The sequence below is a fragment of the Flavobacterium johnsoniae genome (genome assembly GCF_030388325.1).
In the GTDB taxonomy this organism is placed as follows: domain Bacteria; phylum Bacteroidota; class Bacteroidia; order Flavobacteriales; family Flavobacteriaceae; genus Flavobacterium; species Flavobacterium johnsoniae_C.
Genome location: NZ_CP103794.1, coordinates 4,448,356 through 4,465,543 on the forward strand (window position 1 = coordinate 4,448,356; position 17,188 = coordinate 4,465,543).

Here is a 17,188-nt window from a genome sequence, read left to right on the forward strand (position 1 = left end):
CTTTTCCGATTAAACAATTAACCGGTTAACCGATTAAACTAATTTGTCACTAAGTGAACAACATCTTCACCATCATTTTCTTTCCAGCTCACTATCACTTTTTCGCCATTAATAGCATCTACCTGACGACCTCTATAATCGGGCTGAATTGGTAAATGACGACTAAAACGTCTGTCTATTAAAACCAATAATTCGATTTCTGAAGGTCTTCCGAAAGATTGAATGGCAGTTAAGGCCGAACGAATACTTCTTCCGGTAAACAAAACATCATCAATAAAAATGACTTTTTTGTCTTCGACTATAAAATTGATTTGAGTTTTATTGGCTTCAAGCGGTTTATCAGTTCGACGGAAATCATCTCTAAAAAAAGTGATGTCCAGATATCCTAAAGTGATTTCAGGAACCTTGTATTCGTTTTCTAATAATTGTTTTAAACGTTCCGCTAAATAAACACCTCTTGGCTGAATTCCAACTAAAATTGTATTTGAGAAATCAAGATGTTTTTCGATTAACTGACAAGCCAAACGATGGAGTATGATAGTAACTTCTTTCGAATTAAGTAATACTTTTTGACTCATAAGTGATTGTAATGTTTGGTTGCGCAAATATACGGAATCTGATTTTATTTGTTGGGGTGTTGAGTACATAAATGTTTATGCGATATTATATGAATTTTTAAGTCCTAATTATCCATAAAATGTACATAATTCATTCTCAAACATATAATAACTAACATTAAATTGAAATAATTATATTATATTTAAAGCCTATTAATCTGACAAAAATATGCTTTCAAGATCAAACCAATTAGAAGTTCATTATTTTTTTTCTGACAACTCACATGGTTTTGATGCTTTAGTCCGTAATGAATGTGAAAAAGAACTTCTTCATCTTTACCATGATGTTGCTAAAACTCTTGATTTTAAATTATTAGTTCAAAGCGAGCCACCAAAGGATGGTGGTTTTGTAGAATTATGGAAATTTATCGGTGATAATCCCAATCAAATTACTCTTATTGTAAGTGCAATTGTTGTCATTCTTTCACGAATTCCGGTTGAAAATAAAAAATTAACCAAATTACAAATTGAGAACTTAGAGTTAGACAATGAATTAAAACGAAAAGAATTACAAGAACTAAAATTAAAAACAAAAAATGAAATTGAAATTGATGACGAACTCATAAAGAAAGTTGTAGATTTATTAATTCTTAATTATAAGATAATTTGGCGCCGTTCAAATTTCTATAGAAAAGTTTCACAATACAAACGTATTTACAAAATCTCAAATCATAGATTATCTGATGGAAAACCAATAGGAAATGAGCGAGAAGTTTCTAGAAATGAGTTTTACAATTTTGTTTTATCGTCTGACGATCTTCCAGAAAATGAAATTGATGAAGCTAACATTGACCTTATTTCCCCAGTTTTAAAATCTGGAAATTTCCACTGGAAAGGCTTTTATAATAATGAAATAATTAATTTTGAGATGATTGATTCAGCATTTAAAACAATGGTTCAACAAGGTGAAATTCTTTTGAACAATAAAGTTATTTTGACAACGCTTTTAATTCAAAATCGAAAGATTGATGAAAATGGGCAAATCAAAACTACAAAGTCGTCAGTAACATTAGTTATTAAATATTCTGTAAATGGAGTAGAACACATTACAAGGGATGGAGAAATTTATTTGAGAAATAAAAAACCATTATCATAATTTTTTGATTAATCTTTTAAAAGACACTCGGTGAAATTTATTTAATTACTGATAAAACCTTTTTTTGATTTCTTTAAATTATTTATAACCAAACCCTAAAAAATTCCCCTAAAAATTCTATAACACATTTCCCTGATTTTCAAGTAATTTTAAATCGAATTTAAAAACTCAAAATTATGAGAAAAATAATCGTCATAACCATGATTACCATCGATGGTGTAATGCAAGCGCCTGGTGGTCCAGAAGAAGATACTTCGGGCGGTTTTAAATATGGAGGTTGGGTAGCACCTTTTGGAGATGAAGAATATGGCAATGTTATGCAGGAGCAAATGAAACCCGCCGATATTCTTTTAGGCAGAAAAACATTTGACATTTTCGAAGATTATTGGCCAAAACATGCAGATGGCTGGCCGGGAATTAATGAAGTTACGAAATACGTTTTGTCTTCCACCAGAAAAAAATCTAATTGGGAAAACTCGGAATTCCTTTCATCTGTAAACGATATCAAAAAACTTAAAAATTCAGAAGGCGGAGACATTAAAGTTTGGGGAAGCGCAACACTTGTTCAGCTTTTACTTGAGCATGATTTAGTTGACGAACTTGCACTCGTAATTTACCCTATTATTCTTGGTAAAGGAAAAAAACTCTTTAAAGACAATGCAACTCCTTCTGGATTTACCTTAATAGAAAGTACAGTTACGCCAAATGGGGTAATTGCTGTGAGCTACAAAAAAGCAGGAGAAGTTAAAACGGGTACAATTGGAGAATAAGAATCATATGAAAGAAAGTATTCGAAACTTTTTAGCAAAACCCAAAAACATATTTCTATTAGATAGTTTTGGAGCTTTACTTACCGCAATATTACTTTTTTTCGTTCTTAAAACTTTCAATTATTTTTTCGGCTTATCAAAAACTATTTTAGAATGCCTTTCTATAGTAGCCGTGTTCTTTTCAATCTATTCTCTTCTCAGTTTTTTTTTAATAAAGAATAATTGGAAACCATTTTTAAAAATAATCTGTACAGCTAACATTCTTTATTGTATCCTAACATTTGGCATTTTAATCTACAATTATGATAGCATTTCTATTTTTGGCATTATTTATTTCCTAGCGGAAATAGCAGTAATTATTGGACTTGTCACTTTAGAAATCAAAATCCTAAAACATTTCTCCAAAATTCTATAACACATTTCCTTGATTGTTGAAGTAATTTTAATACTGAATTTAAAAACTCAACATCATGCAAAATAAAATACTTAGATTGTTAATGGTATTTGTTATACTATTTTCATTTACAAGCTGTGAACTAGTAGGAGACATTTTTAAAGCCGGAATGGGATTCGGGATTTTCATCGTAATTTTTATTGTTGCGATTATCATTTGGATCTTTGCCAAAATGTTCGGAAGCAAATAAGACATAAAAAAAATCCCCGTTATTTACATAGCGGGGATTTTTTTATAGGTGATAGAACTTTGTCAAAGTTTTAAACTTTGACAAAGTTGCAAGATTTTATAGATTAAAGATTATACATCTTCTTTCTTTGTTCCTGAATCTTTTCATCATCAAGATATTCATCAAATGTCATGTAACGATCGATAACTCCGTTTGGTGTCAATTCTACGATTCTGTTACCAACAGTTTGAGCAAACTCGTGGTCATGAGTTGTGAAGATTACAGAACCTTTAAAGTTTTTCAATGAGTTGTTGAAAGCTGTAATAGACTCCAAATCTAAGTGATTTGTTGGTTCGTCTAACATTAAAACGTTGGCACGCTCCATCATCATTCTAGACAACATACAACGCACTTTTTCTCCTCCAGATAAAACTCTTGAAGTTTTTAAAGCTTCTTCTCCAGAAAAAATCATTTTCCCTAAGAAACCTCTAATAAATACCTCATCACGCTCTTCTTCCGTTTTAGCATACTGACGTAACCAATCTACTAAACTTAAATCGTTTTCAAAGTAATCGTGGTTTTCAGCTGGTAAATACGCTTGGTTTGTTGTAATTCCCCAATCGAAGTTTCCAGAATCTGCTTTTTGTTCGTTATTTAAGATTTCGTAAAATGCAGTTGTTGCACGTGAATCTTTAGAGAAAAGAACGATTTTATCGCCTTTCGCCATATTCAGATTAATATCTTTAAATAAAACTTCCCCATCTACAGACGCAGATAAGTTTTCTACATTTAAGATTTGATCTCCAGCTTCACGATCCTGATCGAAAATAATCGCTGGATAACGACGGCTTGAAGGTTTGATTTCTGAAATATTCAATTTAGAAATCATTTTTTTACGAGAAGTTGCTTGTTTCGATTTCGCCACGTTTGCACTAAAACGACGAATAAATTCTTCCAATTCTTGTTTCTTCTCTTCAGCTTTTTTGTTTTGCTGTGCACGTTGTTTTGCCGCTAATTGGCTAGACTCGTACCAGAACGTATAGTTTCCTGAGTAATGATTAATTTTTCCGAAATCAATATCAGAAATATGTGTACAAACCGCATCTAAAAAGTGACGGTCGTGAGATACAACGATTACAGTGTTTTCGTAGTTTGCCAAGAAGTTTTCTAACCAAGCGATTGTCTCGAAATCCAAATCGTTGGTAGGCTCATCCATGATCAATACATCAGGATTTCCAAAAAGTGCCTGCGCCAAAAGCACACGAACTTTCATTTTTCCTTCCATATCAGCCATTAATGTGTAATGATCTGCTTCTGTGATTCCTAAGTTAGATAACATTGATGCCGCGTCGGAATCTGCATTCCATCCGTTCATTTCTTCAAACTGAACCTGAAGCTCTCCAATTCGGTCTGCATTAGCATCATTATAATCCAAATAAAGTTCATCCATTTCTTTTTTAACAGCGTACAGAACTTTATTTCCCATTAAAACGGTTTCCAAAACAGTATGCTCGTCGAACATGTTGTGGTTCTGGTTTAAAACCGACATACGTTTTCCTGGTTCTAAATGAATATGCCCAGAAGTTGGGTCCATATCTCCTGAAATAATTTTCAGGAATGTAGATTTTCCAGCACCATTGGCTCCAATAACGCCGTAAATATTTCCGTGAGTAAACGTTGTATTTACTTCGTCAAATAAAATTCTTTTACCAAACTGAACTGATAAATTATTGACTGTTAACATGAATGTCTTTTTAATTAATTTGGTGCAAAAGTACGGAAAAAGGTTCAGAGTTGCAAAGGTACTGAGGGACTAAGTTTTTTTGATGCTGATGAAGGTTTCTCGCAAAGTCGCAAAGACGCAAAGTTTTGTTTTTCTCAGATTTTTTCACAATCTTGTCATTTCTCGTTCCTCGAAATGACAAACTGTATCCTAAAATAATTGGTTAAAAACTTCGCGGCTTCGCGACTTTGCGAGATTAATTCGATTATAATTTACTTTCCTTAGCCAAAGCCACTTCTAAACTTTCAAAATTTGGCAGCACTTTAGCAATAATTCCTTCTTTGTTTAAAATGAAATGCGTTGGAAATGAATTCAATTGCAAAGAATCGTTCATATACTCTTTCATGTCTGGAATTACAGAATAAGAAAGTGGTTTTCTTGCTAGAAATGTTTTTAATTGTTCGGAAGAATCTTCAGCTAAACTTATAAAAACGATATCTTTTCTGTCTTTATATTCAGCAACCAATTTATTTACCTGCGGAAATTCTCTAATACAAGGCGCGCAATGAATGTACCAGCATTTTATGACAATAATTTTCCCTTTCATAGATTCATTCGTAACCAAATTTCCGTTTAAATCTTTAAATGAAAATGGAGGAAAAGCCGTTCCTTCCATTTTGTAATTTTTGTAAGCATCAAAACCAATCTGATTAATTGTAGCTTTTATACTCGTATCTGTTTTTGGCTGAATCTTAAATAATTTATAAACATAAACAGCCGTTTCAGATTTTAAACGAATTGGAATAAAATTTCCGTTAGCAAGCTGATCTAAAAAGGTTTCTTTTGATATTTCTTTTGAAGAAAAATCCAGCGGCGTAAAATCTCTCGAAAGCATTATATTTTTATTCTGATAAGCTGACCACGATTCGTAAGTTTTCTGAATTTGAATAGGATCAACTTCTGGATTTCCGAATTTATTTTGAGCTGAACTGATAGAAAAAATAAAAAGAAATGTAATTAAACTGAAGAATTTCTGCATGGAACCTGAAAACATTGTATTAGATTCCAAAAGTAATCAAATTTTATATTTGCTTAACCGTAAAGCTTACTAAACGGTTAAGCAATTTGTTTTCTTAATTTTTTAAAACTGGCAAAAAAGAAATATCCATAACATAATCTTTTGGATTCTCTGGATCAATAAAAACTCTTACTGTATCTGTTTTTACAAATTCTGTAGGATCAAACCAAATGCTTTCACTTTTAAAAACATATAATTCATCGGTTTTCGGATCTTGCCATTGACTCAAAATCTGAAAAGGATTTCGCCCGTTTAATGTTTGATTTGTATTTAACTGAACTTGTGTAAATTTTGCTGAAATCGGTTTTCCTGTTTCACGTAAATTTTGTGCTTTTTTATTTTTAAGATAACGAAATAAAACTCCTAAAGAACCGATTAAAAAGAAAACGATTCCGATAAAACCTAGAATTATAACACCTAGCCATAACGAGAAAAAGCCATTTATTTCTGCTTTATTTGGATTAGCGGGATCATAAAAAATTTGAACATTTTCTCCTACGTTATAACTTGGCGGATTACTGCTAGTAGATGATGTGTAAGCAATTTCCTGACCTGATTTTGTCGTAAAAGATACAACTGGACTATAAGTGGTAGAATCTTTTGATCTTTTAGGAATCATTTCTATAACCGTTCCTTGTGTGGTTTCTGCTTTTTCGAGAAAAGCTTGTTTGTCTATATAAAGATAAATAGCTCCAGCTAATAGACATGCTCCGATAATGGAAAATACATAATTAAAAATTGAGAATGCTTTCATTAATTTTGGGTTTGATTAGTTGCTGTAAAAATAATCCTAAAACTTTTATTTCCTAATAGTTTGATTTATTTTAAACAAAAAAGCCTGACAACGAATTGCCAGGCTCTATAAATGACCTCATCTGGGTAAAAACCAAATAACAAATTACCCAAACTCGATACATTGTTTTGAAATAAAACTAGATTAAAAAATAAATAACCAAACTCAATTTTAACCCACCAAACATTTTATTTCACATAATTTTCAGGATTTTTGTTATTAACTCTTGAAAATATATTTTTTGCTCTTTTTTTAAAGAGCAGAAAAATCTCTTTTTGTAAATATCTCTGCCAGAGAGTTTCTAGCAGAGATATAGAATTCAAATTAATAGAGGCAACATTTTACTAAACACTAATTCAAATTATATTACAATAATTTTTTCAAGCTTGTATAAACAGCTAATTCTACATCGGCGTGGTCTTTTGTATTGCAATCTTCCACTAATTTTTTCAAATTATCAGATTTCAAAGTCGATTTATTATCTAAAACCAATAATAATTCCTGCGACGCATCATTTAATTTTTTTGACAATGGCAATAACGGCTGCACCAAAGGCGCATTGGCACTTAACGTTGTCAAATCTTTGTGTACAGCGATCCATTTATTAAAAAATCCTGCCACTTTTGCTTTATTATCAGCAGATTTATTTGCTAAATATTGAGTAACTGCCGCGTCAAATGCTAAAGCGTCTTTTGCATCTGGACCACAGGCATCTGCAAATAAAGTAAATGGAGAGTACATTTGATATTCTGTTCCGCCTTTGTTACGAGTGTAACCTTTTAAAGGTTCACTTACCAATGAAAATTCTTCAAGTGCTTTAATATCCTGATTGTTTGAAATATTTCTCAGAATTACATCTTTGTTGCGAATATGAGTGATTCCCAATTCTTCTAATCTGAAAGAAACTGTTTCTAAACGTTTGCGCATATTCTCAACATCAACAACATCTTCTGCAGACCAAAGTCTTTCTGCAATTGCAGCAGTTCTTGGCCAAATTCTAGAATCTACTGTCTCAGGAGTAACCAATTCTGTCCACATTGTAGCTTCTCCACCTAAAATTCTTGCTTTTTCTTCTGCACTTAAATTTGCATTTTTCGGCATCGGATCATTTAAATAATGACTTGCTACTGGATACATCAGATCGATATAATAACCGTTTGATAAAACCGTTTTGTATCCTTTTTTAACAGCATCTACTAAAGATTGCCCAGCGGTCATTCCTTCGTTTGGACCTCTCCAAGAATGTACAATTGCTTCTTTAGAAAGATCTTTAGTTAGAATTTCTTCCCAACCCATCAATTGTTTTCCGTGTTTCTTTAACATAGGCGCCAATTGCATCGTGAAATAGGTTTGTAATTCGTGGTTGGTTTTTAAATTATGTTTCTTTTTAAATTCTTGAATTTTAGGATTCGCATCCCAATCTTTTCCTTCATTTTCATCTCCACCAATATGGAAATATGCACCTGGAAATAACGGACAAACCTCATCAAAAACTTCACTTAAAATTTGATATGTTTTAGGATTTGAAGGATCTAATGTTGGCGAAAAAATACCAGCATTTCTTTCAACTCCATAGGTACTAATTGCTGTACCTTGAATATTTTTTTCGGATGTTCCTCCTGTCAGCGTAATTACTTTACTGCCAATTTCTGGATAAGCCGTTAAAATTGCAGATCCGTGACCTGGAACATCTATTTCTGGAACAATTAAAATACCGCGCTCATCAGCATATTTTACGATATTTTTAATTTCCTCTTGTGTGTAATACATTCCATCCGAAGCTAAATCAATAAACTTTGGATGTTTTTTCATTTCGATTCTCCATCCCTGATCATCAACCAAATGCCAGTGAAAAACATTCATTTTCATCGCTGCTAATGCATCGATATTTCTTTTAATAACATCAACTGGCTGAAAATGTCTTGAAACATCAATCATTAAACCTCTCCATGTAAATCTCGGAAAATCTGAGATTTTCGAAGCTGGAAAATAAAACGAATTTGAGTTATTTTGAAGCAATTGCAACAAAGTCTCCAAACCGTGTAGAGCTCCTAAATCGCTTGATGCGTTTAAAGTGATTTTGTTTGAAGTAATATCCAAGTGATAACTTTCGTCTTCATATAAACCAATTTTACCACTTTTAGCACAATTGATTTGCAGTTCTGCATTTGGAACTTCGTTTAATTTAGTAATAAAACCTTGTTCAAAAAATATACCTGCTCTACCATCTAAACGGCGCAAAAAGCGAGTTACTCCGCCAAAAATTCTTGGATTCGGATTTCCTGTAATATTGACTTTAAAATTTTTGGTTAAAGCAAAATTACCTTCATTAACAACAACACTCTGAGGCCAAGGCATAAGATTTAGCTGCTCTTTCTTGACTTGAGCACCCGCAGTTATCCCTGCAAATAATAGTACAAATAAATATTTCATTTTTCTTTTTTTTGGTTGGATAGTTTTTTAATAAGTATCCTAAATTTATATAAAAAAAGACAAAATTCAGAATGCCTTCTGCATTACCTCACTTTAACCAGTAACCATCTGAATTTTGTCAATTGATTCGCTCAAAATCGAATCTTAAAACTTTAATAATCAAAACGTTTAAAAGCTTCAATTGCTTCATATTCAGCTAAACCTAATTCATCATATAAAATGGCTGTATTTTTGTTTCTGTCTTCTGCTCTAACCCAGAATTCTCGAGAATCATTTCCTTGAAACATTACTCGGTCTTTTTGAGATTGATGATGCAAAATAGCATGACGTTTCAATAAAACCTCTGATGGACTTAGCGGAACTGCCATATCAATCTCATGAATATCCCATTCGTGCCAAGCGCCTCTGTAAAGCCATAACCAACAATCTTTCATGTAAGGTTCTGGTTTAAGTTCTTTTAAAGCCGCAAATATGGCATTCAGACAAACTTCATGTGTTCCGTGCGGATCTGCAAGATCTCCAGCCGCAAAGACTTGATGTGGTTTTATTTGAGCAATAATATTTTTTACAATATCAATATCTTCTGATCCTAACGGATTCTTTTTAACCTGCCCTGTTTCATAAAAAGGTAGATCTAAAAAGTGTGTATTAGCATCTTTTAAACCAATATATCTAGTTGCCCCGTAAGATTCTCTTCTTCTAATAAGTCCTTTTAATTTTCTAACTTCCAAAGAATCAATTTGATTTTCAGATTTGTTATTTAGAAATTTTATTACTTCTTTAAAATTGATACCAGAATCATTTTTTCCAAGAAAATCACTTGCTACTTCTGCAAATTTTAGTGCTTCATCATCAGAAACGGCAATATTTCCTGAAGTTTGATATACAACATGAACATCATGACCTTGTTTGATTAATTTAGAAAAAGTACCTCCCATAGAAATTACATCATCATCTGGATGCGGACTAAAAAGAATAACTCTTTTTTTCGCCGGATTTGCTCTCTCTGGACGATGCGAATCATCTGTGTTCGGTTTTCCTCCTGGCCATCCGGTAATGGTGTGCTGCAAAATATTAAACATATTGATGTTCATATCATAAGCAGAACCTTCTTGTGCCAAAAGATCAGACATTCCGTTATTATTGTAATCTCGGTCTGTTAATTTCAGAATAGATTGTTTTGTTTTTTGACACAACCAAACAATAGCTTTGCTTTTCAATTCTGGTGTCCAAAGACATTCGCCAACTAACCAAGGCGTTTTAAAACGAGTTAATTCGGTAGCTGCAGATTGATCTAAAACGAAAGTAGCGTTTGGATGATTTTGTAAAAAAGTAGCGGGAACTTCAGAACTGATATCACCTTGAATAGTTCTTTTAATGATATCTGCTTTGTTTTGTCCCCAAGCCATCAGAACAATACGTTTTGATCTCATAATGGTTGAAACTCCCATTGTAATAGCGCGTTTCGGCACATTATCGATACCATTAAAAGCAGATGATGCATCGACTCTTGTGATATGATCTAACGTAATAATTCTAGTACCTGAATTAATATGAGAACCTGGTTCGTTAAAACCGACGTGTCCTGTACGTCCAATTCCAAGTAATTGAAAATCAAGACCACCAGCATTTTTAATATTCATTTCATAATCAATACAATATTGATTGATTTCGTCAATCGCTACAGTACCATCTGGAATATTAATATTTTCAGGTTTGATATCAATGTGATTAAAAAGATGTTCATGCATGAAATAATGATAGCTCTGATTGTTCTCTTTAGTCATCGGATAATATTCATCCAGATTAAAAGTAACAACATTGCTAAAACTCAGTCCTTCTTCTTTGTGCATTCTCACTAACTCTTCGTAGACTTTTATTGGAGAAGAACCTGTTGCTAAACCTAAAACACAAGATTTATTTTTCTCCTGTTTTGATCTAATCAGCTGCGCAATTTCCTGAGCGACAATTACAGAAGCTTCTATAGAACTTTTGAAGATTTCGTTATGAATTTTCTCAAATCTAGTCTCTTCAAATTTTCCCGCGCTTTTGTAACTGATATCAGGTTTTATTTCTAAAGCACTTTTCATTTCTTTTCTTTTTTTGTAGTAATTACCATTTTGGTTTTAAGAATGGTATAAACCGCTTTCGCACTCTATACCATTACTACTAACCAAACTTAAAATCTTGTGACCTTTATTATTTCGATGGGATAAAAAAAGCTTTACGGCATGTATTGTAAAAACTGTTTTTAGTTCCCACACAGATTTGTAGTTTTGACTTTTAGAGAAGTAAACTTTTTATGAATAACATCTAATAAAGAGTATTCATCAAATGAATCTTGGGCTAATTCCCAAATCATAATTCCTCCTGTATTTTGAGCAACATATTCTACTTTTTGCGCAATGGTTGGTCTTCCATTATAATAGATTTTACCTAATTCATCCTGTTCAGCAAATTGCTTTCCTGCTGCGACAATTTCACTATATTTAGCACTTGTAACTTCTGGATTCGTAAAGTTATAACCATAAAAAGGAACACCTAAAGTCAGTTTTTCGCTAGGAACATTTTGAAGTTTATTCCAAAACTCAATTCCTTCCTTAGCAAAAGCAAAAGAACTATGCTGACCAGGTTTGTTTGGTGCCCAAGGACCAGTGGAATCATAAGCCATGATATTGATAAAATCGAAAGCTTCTAAAGCAGCTGCATTTATATTTTGAAAACGAGAATTGTTTGGAAGTGCGGCAGTTAATAGCTTTTTACGCTCAACCATGCTTTTTTTCAATTCCAAAACAAAGCCACTATAACCAACTGTTACAGCATCCCATTCTAAATCTACGTCAACGCCATCCAGCTTATGAAGTTCTACAAAATTCATAATGTTTTGAATCAAAACTGGTCTATTTTCGGGCTTATCAATCAACCATGACCAATTTGCTGCCTGCTCTTCTGAAATGACACCACCTGCTAAAGAAATGCTTATTACAATTTTGGGATTAACTGATTTTGCATAATTAACTAGTGCGTCAATATCTCCTGAAAAAACAATATTTCCATTTTTATCAGGGTTTGCAAACGCAACATTCAAATGCGTTAGTTTACAAAACTCAATCGAAGTCATTTTATAAAAATTATCCGTAGATAAATATCCTACAACTCGAGCTGTCTTTTTCTTAACATCATCGTTTTCTGCATCTTTTTGAGATGTACAGCTGTAAACAGAAATAAGTGAACTTATAAAAAAGAGGATGCCTAATAAGGCTTTATTTTTTCTCATAATTTTGATTTTAATAATACCGTATTAGGCATAACTCTAGTTTTTTAGTTTACATCCCACCACACTCTATTCAACCAGTCGTTTGTTCCTCCCATTCTAGATAAAGCTTCTGTATAGTTAACACCATTCTTTTGCATTTCATCATTTGGATAGTATAAACGTTTTGGCGTAACACCATTAGTTTCAGAATCTGGATTTGTAATTGGCAACAATTGAGGGAAACCTGTTCTTCTCCAGTTTGAATATGCTTCAATACTGTTAAATAAATAAGTAACCCAAAGCTGTGTTGCAATTTGTTGTTTTTCAGAGCCTGCAACTAAAGGTTTAGCAGTCAAATAAGTATTAATAGCTGCTGGAGTTGCTGGTGTAGCACCATAAATTTCTAATTGTTTAATACCTGCTTCAACACCTTTTCTGTAGTAATCTGCCGCTGTACCAGTTACCCATCCTCTGTATGCCGCTTCAGCCAATAATAATTGTGACTCTGAATAGCTAACATGTAAAAATGGCGTAGTTCTTAATTTCAAATAAGGCTGGATTCCAGATATTGCATTTGAACCTCCCTGCATTTCCCATTGAAAAAGTCCTGGAGTATTTCCTATATACAAATCTTCACCAGGAAGAGGAGCTCCACCAGCTGCTCCACCGGTTTTTGGAGTTGCAAGCATAGTTAATCTTGGATCTCCGTTATTTTTCAAGAAATTAATCATTAAACTACTAAAATGGTCACCATTTTCGTTTCCTATAAGTGCATAAGAAAGACCATTCCCTCTAAAATCAAGTGCTCCAGGAGTATCATTAAAAGGATAATCTAAATGTTTCATGATACAGTTATCAAGATTACTTTCGAAAACTCCATTTTGTAACGCTGCTTTTGCTTGTTTTTCAGCTTCAGCTGGTTTTACTTCTGAAATTCTCATTGCTAAACGCAAACGCATTGTATTAGCAAGTTTTTTCCATTTTGAAATATCTCCATTATAAAATAAGTCTCCATTTACTGCACCACCACTTGCATTTAATTGTACAAAAGCTTCTTCTAATTCAGCAAAGAATTGATTGTAAATATCCTCTTGTTTATCATACTTTGGAGTTACAATTCCTTTAGAGAAACCTTGACCAGCTTCTGAATAAGGGCAATCACCATATAAATCGGTAATACGCTGTGCAATCATAACTCTCATAATTTTAGCCACAGCATTCATATTTACCATGTCTGCTTTTCCGCTAGTTTTTTCAATAACGTCTACGATACTTTTTAATTCGTTAGCATATCCATTTCTCCATATTGCTGTTGCGTAGTCATCGCTTTTCTTAAACTTGCTTCCAAATTCTGTTACATTCCACGCTCCTGCATAATGTTGCACAAACCCTCCAGAATAGATCAAATTGGCTCTCCATTGGTAGTATCCGTCACCAGACATACACAATTGAGTAAATGAAAGCTGTCCTGCAGGATTTGCAGATAACGCAACTGGATCTTTTTCCAGTTCGTCAAAATTGTCTGTACAGCTTACCGTAGCAAAAGTTACAAGTACTGCTAATAATATATTTTTAAATTTCATAATTTCTATTTTTTAGAATGCAACTTTAAGATTAAAACCATACGATCTTCTAAATGGTAAAGAACCATACTCAAACCCTTGTCCATTACCTGAAGTATACATAGATTCAGGATCAACGTTTGGTAAATCTTTATTAAAAGTCAATAAATTTCTAGCAAATGCTGAGATATAAATTGAACTAATTTTTGATCCAGCGAAAACACTTCCTGGAATTGTATATCCTAAACTTAGCTCTCTAAGTTTTACGTAAGATGCATCATAAACAAACGGTGCTGGTGTGTTGTTGAAAACAGTACTCCAATAATCTTGAGGATTTACTGGTCTTGTATTTTGCACATAATTTGGATTTTCTGCAGTACCTGTATTTACAACTCCTTGCACTACATAACCAGCTGTAGGAATCCATGTTGACTGGCTAAAGTTTGGATCATTTGCAACAGCTTGAGCTCTTGCTTCGTTGTAAGCATCTCTTCCTTCTGTTGTAATATCCAAAAGACCTTTTTGAGCTGCAAGTGCATTTGTCATAGAATACACATCCATTCCAAATTTCATATCAATTAAGAATTGAAGTGTAATTCCTTTATAAGAAAAACGGTTTGTTAAACCTGCTGCCCAGTCAGGAAGACCTTTTCCTAAAGCAACTTTATTATCTGTAAATAGAGGCATACCGTTTGCTCCTACTATTTTTTCTCCAGATGGAGTTCTTAAGAAATCTTTCCCCATAATTGTACCATATTGACCTCCAACTTGTGCCACAATTGCCGCACCAGCCCAACGAGCTTCAGAAATAGTATAAGTATCAATATCTGGATGTAAAGAAACAATTGAGTTTTTGTTTCTAGAGAAGTTCAAATCAATTCCCCATTCAAAATCTTTCGTTTTGATTGGCGTACCAGATAAAAACACCTCGATACCTTCGTTACGTAACTTTCCAGCGTTTACAGAGATAAATTCATATCCAGATGTTGCAGATGAAGGCAAATCAATAGTTTGATCTGAAGTATCTTCACGATAAACTGTAATATCTGCTCTTAATCTGTTTTTGAAGAAAGCCGTTTCAAGACCAAATTCAACTCCAGTTTTAGATTGGTATGTTAAATTTGGATTTGGTGCAGAAGTATTTTTAATGTTTACAACACTTCCTCCGTTGTAAGAAGAATAAGTTGTATAGTTTAATGCATTTTTATAAGCGCCTGGAGCATTTGAAACTTGTGCCCAAGAACCTCTTAATTTACCATAAGAGAACGTATCGCTTTGAAGTCCAAGTGCATCAGAGAATATGAATCCCATAGAAGCTGCTGGATAAAAAGCATCTTTATTAATTACACTAAACCAGTCATTTCTACCTGTAAATTCAGCATATAAATATCCTTTGTAATCAAATTTTGCAGAACCGTAAACAGAGTTAGTTCTTGTTTTTGTTTCTACTGGAGCATTTTCTGTTTGATTAGAGAAATTACTAATATATTCAGTTCCTGGCTCAATAATATTCGTTGCAAATCTAGAGTTTTGTTCTCTTCTAAAATCTCTTCTACCAGCACCCAAAATTCCAGAGAAAGTAAAATCTTGCGCTAATTTGATATCACTGAAAGTAGCAATGAAATCTGTATTCATTTCAGAAACTTTAATTCCTTCTATACCTAAATATCCATTGTCTCTTCCTGGCCAAGTGTTTCCACCTTCCATAAAATCTTTAGAATCAAAAGTATAAGTATCTAAACCAGTTCTAAGAGTTAAACCCATCCATTTTTTTAATTGGTATGTTCCAGTAACATTACCCATAAAACGGTTTTTCTTAGTCGCATTATGATTTTGATCTACAATCCAATAAGGATTCAATGAGTAAACATTATTGTTCCATTGATACATATCACCAGTTGCAGGATTTTGAGAATTTTTTAACCATGCCTGATCAATATTTGGTGCCAAACCACTTAAAGCATATCCAACGTTATTTGGAGAATCTCCTAACCCTGGTCTATTATTAGTATTTTCGACCATGTAGTTTACATTAGCATCTAAAGTGAATTTTTCAGATTTTAATGTCGCATTTAAACTTGCATCATTTCTTTCTAACCCTGTATTAGGAATTACGTCATCATTTTTTAAGTTATTGTATCCAAAACGTACAAATGCATTGTCACTTCCTGAAGATAAAGAGACACCATTTGTCATTGTAACTCCAGTTCTAAAAAAGTCTTGAATATTGTTTTTAACTCTTGCATAAGGTTTCATAGAACCATCAAATATTATTGATTGCTGTCCTACAGTTTCAGAAAATTTAGGTCCCCATGCACTTGTTGTATAACTATAAATTTCTGTAGGTCTTGCTGGATCTGGCAAAAGTCCATTAGATCCTGAACCATATTCTGTTTGATAATCAGAATATTTAGCATTTACACGGTCAAAACTTACACCACTATTAAGCTCAACTTTTAATGCTCCTTTACTACCTTTTTTAGTCGTAATCAAGATTACACCATTTAACGCTCTAGAACCATATAATGCAGCAGCAGCAGCTCCTTTAAGAACCGTTAAACTTTCAATGTTGTTCGGGTTGATACTAGAAATTCCATCTCCACTATCTCTACCGTCAAACCATTTACTTGTTGCAGCTTGATCATTATTCAATCCAGAGTTATCAATCGGCACACCATCAACAATATAAAGAGGCTGATTGCTCTCACCAATACTAGAAATACCTCTAATAATAACACGAGTACTTCCTCCAACACCTGTAGCAGGAATAGATACGTCAACACCGGCAACTTTACCAGAAAGTGCTGTTGCAACATTCGTTGTAATTACCTTGTTCAACTGGTCTCCCTTAACATCCTGAACTGCATAACCTAACTCTTTCTTTTGTCTCTTAATACCAAGTGCCGTTACAACAACTTCATTAAGATTCTGTGCATCTTCCGAAAGAGTAACATTAAATTGTGTACCATCGGTTACAGTAACCGACTGAGATTTAAATCCAATGTACGAAAACAACAAAACATCATTTTTTGATGCCTGAATTGTGTACAATCCATCATAATCACTTTGACTTGCCTTGTTTGTTCCTTTAATGAGAACCGTCACGCCTGGTAAAGGCAAACCTTTCTGGTCTGTTACCAAACCTTTGACAGTTTTTACCTGAGCAAACATAATTTGCGCCGTAAAAACAATCATAAAGATTAAGAAAATTTTTTTCATGTTTATTTTATTTTGTTA

12 protein-coding genes are annotated in these 17,188 nt (G+C 33.2%); 3 read left to right on the top strand and 9 right to left on the bottom strand.

Annotated elements, in window-relative coordinates; translation table 11 throughout:
* Positions 1–38 precede the first annotated feature (38 nt).
* Positions 39–578: a bifunctional pyr operon transcriptional regulator/uracil phosphoribosyltransferase PyrR gene (gene pyrR / locus NYQ10_RS18830; RefSeq protein ID WP_109194143.1), complete on the bottom strand. Its 540-nt coding sequence runs from the start codon at positions 576–578 to the stop codon at positions 39–41.
* A 208-nt stretch (positions 579–786) separates the two neighbouring features.
* Here pyrR and NYQ10_RS18835 point away from each other — a divergent pair, with 208 nt between their 5' ends.
* From NYQ10_RS18835 to NYQ10_RS18845, 3 genes are all read left to right on the top strand, one after another.
* On the top strand, positions 787–1,713 hold the full coding sequence (locus NYQ10_RS18835; RefSeq protein ID WP_289877767.1) for a hypothetical protein: 927 nt from the start codon (positions 787–789) through the stop codon (positions 1,711–1,713).
* A gap of 176 nt (positions 1,714–1,889) precedes the next feature.
* The gene (locus NYQ10_RS18840; protein ID WP_289877768.1) at positions 1,890–2,483 is read left to right on the top strand and encodes a dihydrofolate reductase family protein; all 594 of its coding nucleotides are present in this window, start codon (positions 1,890–1,892) and stop codon (positions 2,481–2,483) included.
* Between the two features lie 470 nt (positions 2,484–2,953).
* Complete coding sequence (locus tag NYQ10_RS18845; protein ID WP_289877770.1) at positions 2,954–3,127, top strand: hypothetical protein; 174 nt, start codon at positions 2,954–2,956, stop codon at positions 3,125–3,127.
* Between the two features lie 103 nt (positions 3,128–3,230).
* Here NYQ10_RS18845 and NYQ10_RS18850 read toward each other — a convergent pair whose 3' ends face one another.
* From NYQ10_RS18850 to NYQ10_RS18885, 8 genes are all read right to left on the bottom strand, one after another.
* On the bottom strand, positions 3,231–4,850 hold the full coding sequence (locus NYQ10_RS18850; protein WP_276173010.1) for an ABC-F family ATP-binding cassette domain-containing protein: 1,620 nt from the start codon (positions 4,848–4,850) through the stop codon (positions 3,231–3,233).
* 244 nt (positions 4,851–5,094) lie between these two features.
* Positions 5,095–5,898 (bottom strand): TlpA family protein disulfide reductase, encoded by an 804-nt coding sequence (locus tag NYQ10_RS18855; protein WP_289877771.1) that lies wholly within the window; start codon positions 5,896–5,898, stop codon positions 5,095–5,097.
* 64 nt (positions 5,899–5,962) lie between these two features.
* Positions 5,963–6,661, bottom strand: coding sequence for a DUF3592 domain-containing protein (locus NYQ10_RS18860; RefSeq protein WP_289877772.1), 699 nt, complete (start codon positions 6,659–6,661; stop codon positions 5,963–5,965).
* 405 nt (positions 6,662–7,066) lie between these two features.
* Positions 7,067–9,133, bottom strand: coding sequence for a beta-N-acetylhexosaminidase (locus tag NYQ10_RS18865; RefSeq protein WP_289877773.1), 2,067 nt, complete (start codon positions 9,131–9,133; stop codon positions 7,067–7,069).
* A 152-nt stretch (positions 9,134–9,285) separates the two neighbouring features.
* Entirely contained in the window at positions 9,286–11,223 is a 1,938-nt protein-coding gene (nagB, locus tag NYQ10_RS18870; protein WP_289877774.1) for a glucosamine-6-phosphate deaminase, read from the bottom strand.
* Positions 11,224–11,384: 161 nt separating this feature from the next.
* A complete protein-coding gene (locus tag NYQ10_RS18875) occupies positions 11,385–12,410 on the bottom strand; it encodes a glycosyl hydrolase family 18 protein (protein ID WP_289877775.1) in 1,026 nt (341 codons plus the stop codon).
* Between the two features lie 44 nt (positions 12,411–12,454).
* Positions 12,455–13,972 (bottom strand): SusD/RagB family nutrient-binding outer membrane lipoprotein, encoded by a 1,518-nt coding sequence (locus NYQ10_RS18880; protein WP_289877776.1) that lies wholly within the window; start codon positions 13,970–13,972, stop codon positions 12,455–12,457.
* A gap of 12 nt (positions 13,973–13,984) precedes the next feature.
* Positions 13,985–17,170, bottom strand: coding sequence for a SusC/RagA family TonB-linked outer membrane protein (locus NYQ10_RS18885; RefSeq protein ID WP_289877778.1), 3,186 nt, complete (start codon positions 17,168–17,170; stop codon positions 13,985–13,987).
* Between the last annotated feature and the right edge of the window lie 18 nt (positions 17,171–17,188).

Bases quoted from the DNA above. Each gene is read 5' to 3' on its own strand.
- pyrR (WP_109194143.1), bottom strand. From the start codon at position 578: ATGAGTCAAAAAGTATTACTTAATTCGAAAGAAGTTACTATCATACTC.
- NYQ10_RS18835 (WP_289877767.1), top strand. From the start codon at position 787: ATGCTTTCAAGATCAAACCAATTAGAAGTTCATTATTTTTTTTCTGAC.
- NYQ10_RS18840 (WP_289877768.1), top strand. From the start codon at position 1,890: ATGAGAAAAATAATCGTCATAACCATGATTACCATCGATGGTGTAATG.
- NYQ10_RS18845 (WP_289877770.1), top strand. From the start codon at position 2,954: ATGCAAAATAAAATACTTAGATTGTTAATGGTATTTGTTATACTATTT.
- NYQ10_RS18850 (WP_276173010.1), bottom strand. From the start codon at position 4,850: ATGTTAACAGTCAATAATTTATCAGTTCAGTTTGGTAAAAGAATTTTA.
- NYQ10_RS18860 (WP_289877772.1), bottom strand. From the start codon at position 6,661: ATGAAAGCATTCTCAATTTTTAATTATGTATTTTCCATTATCGGAGCA.
- NYQ10_RS18865 (WP_289877773.1), bottom strand. From the start codon at position 9,133: ATGAAATATTTATTTGTACTATTATTTGCAGGGATAACTGCGGGTGCT.
- nagB (WP_289877774.1), bottom strand. From the start codon at position 11,223: ATGAAAAGTGCTTTAGAAATAAAACCTGATATCAGTTACAAAAGCGCG.
- NYQ10_RS18875 (WP_289877775.1), bottom strand. From the start codon at position 12,410: ATGAGAAAAAATAAAGCCTTATTAGGCATCCTCTTTTTTATAAGTTCA.
- NYQ10_RS18880 (WP_289877776.1), bottom strand. From the start codon at position 13,972: ATGAAATTTAAAAATATATTATTAGCAGTACTTGTAACTTTTGCTACG.
- NYQ10_RS18885 (WP_289877778.1), bottom strand. From the start codon at position 17,170: ATGAAAAAAATTTTCTTAATCTTTATGATTGTTTTTACGGCGCAAATT.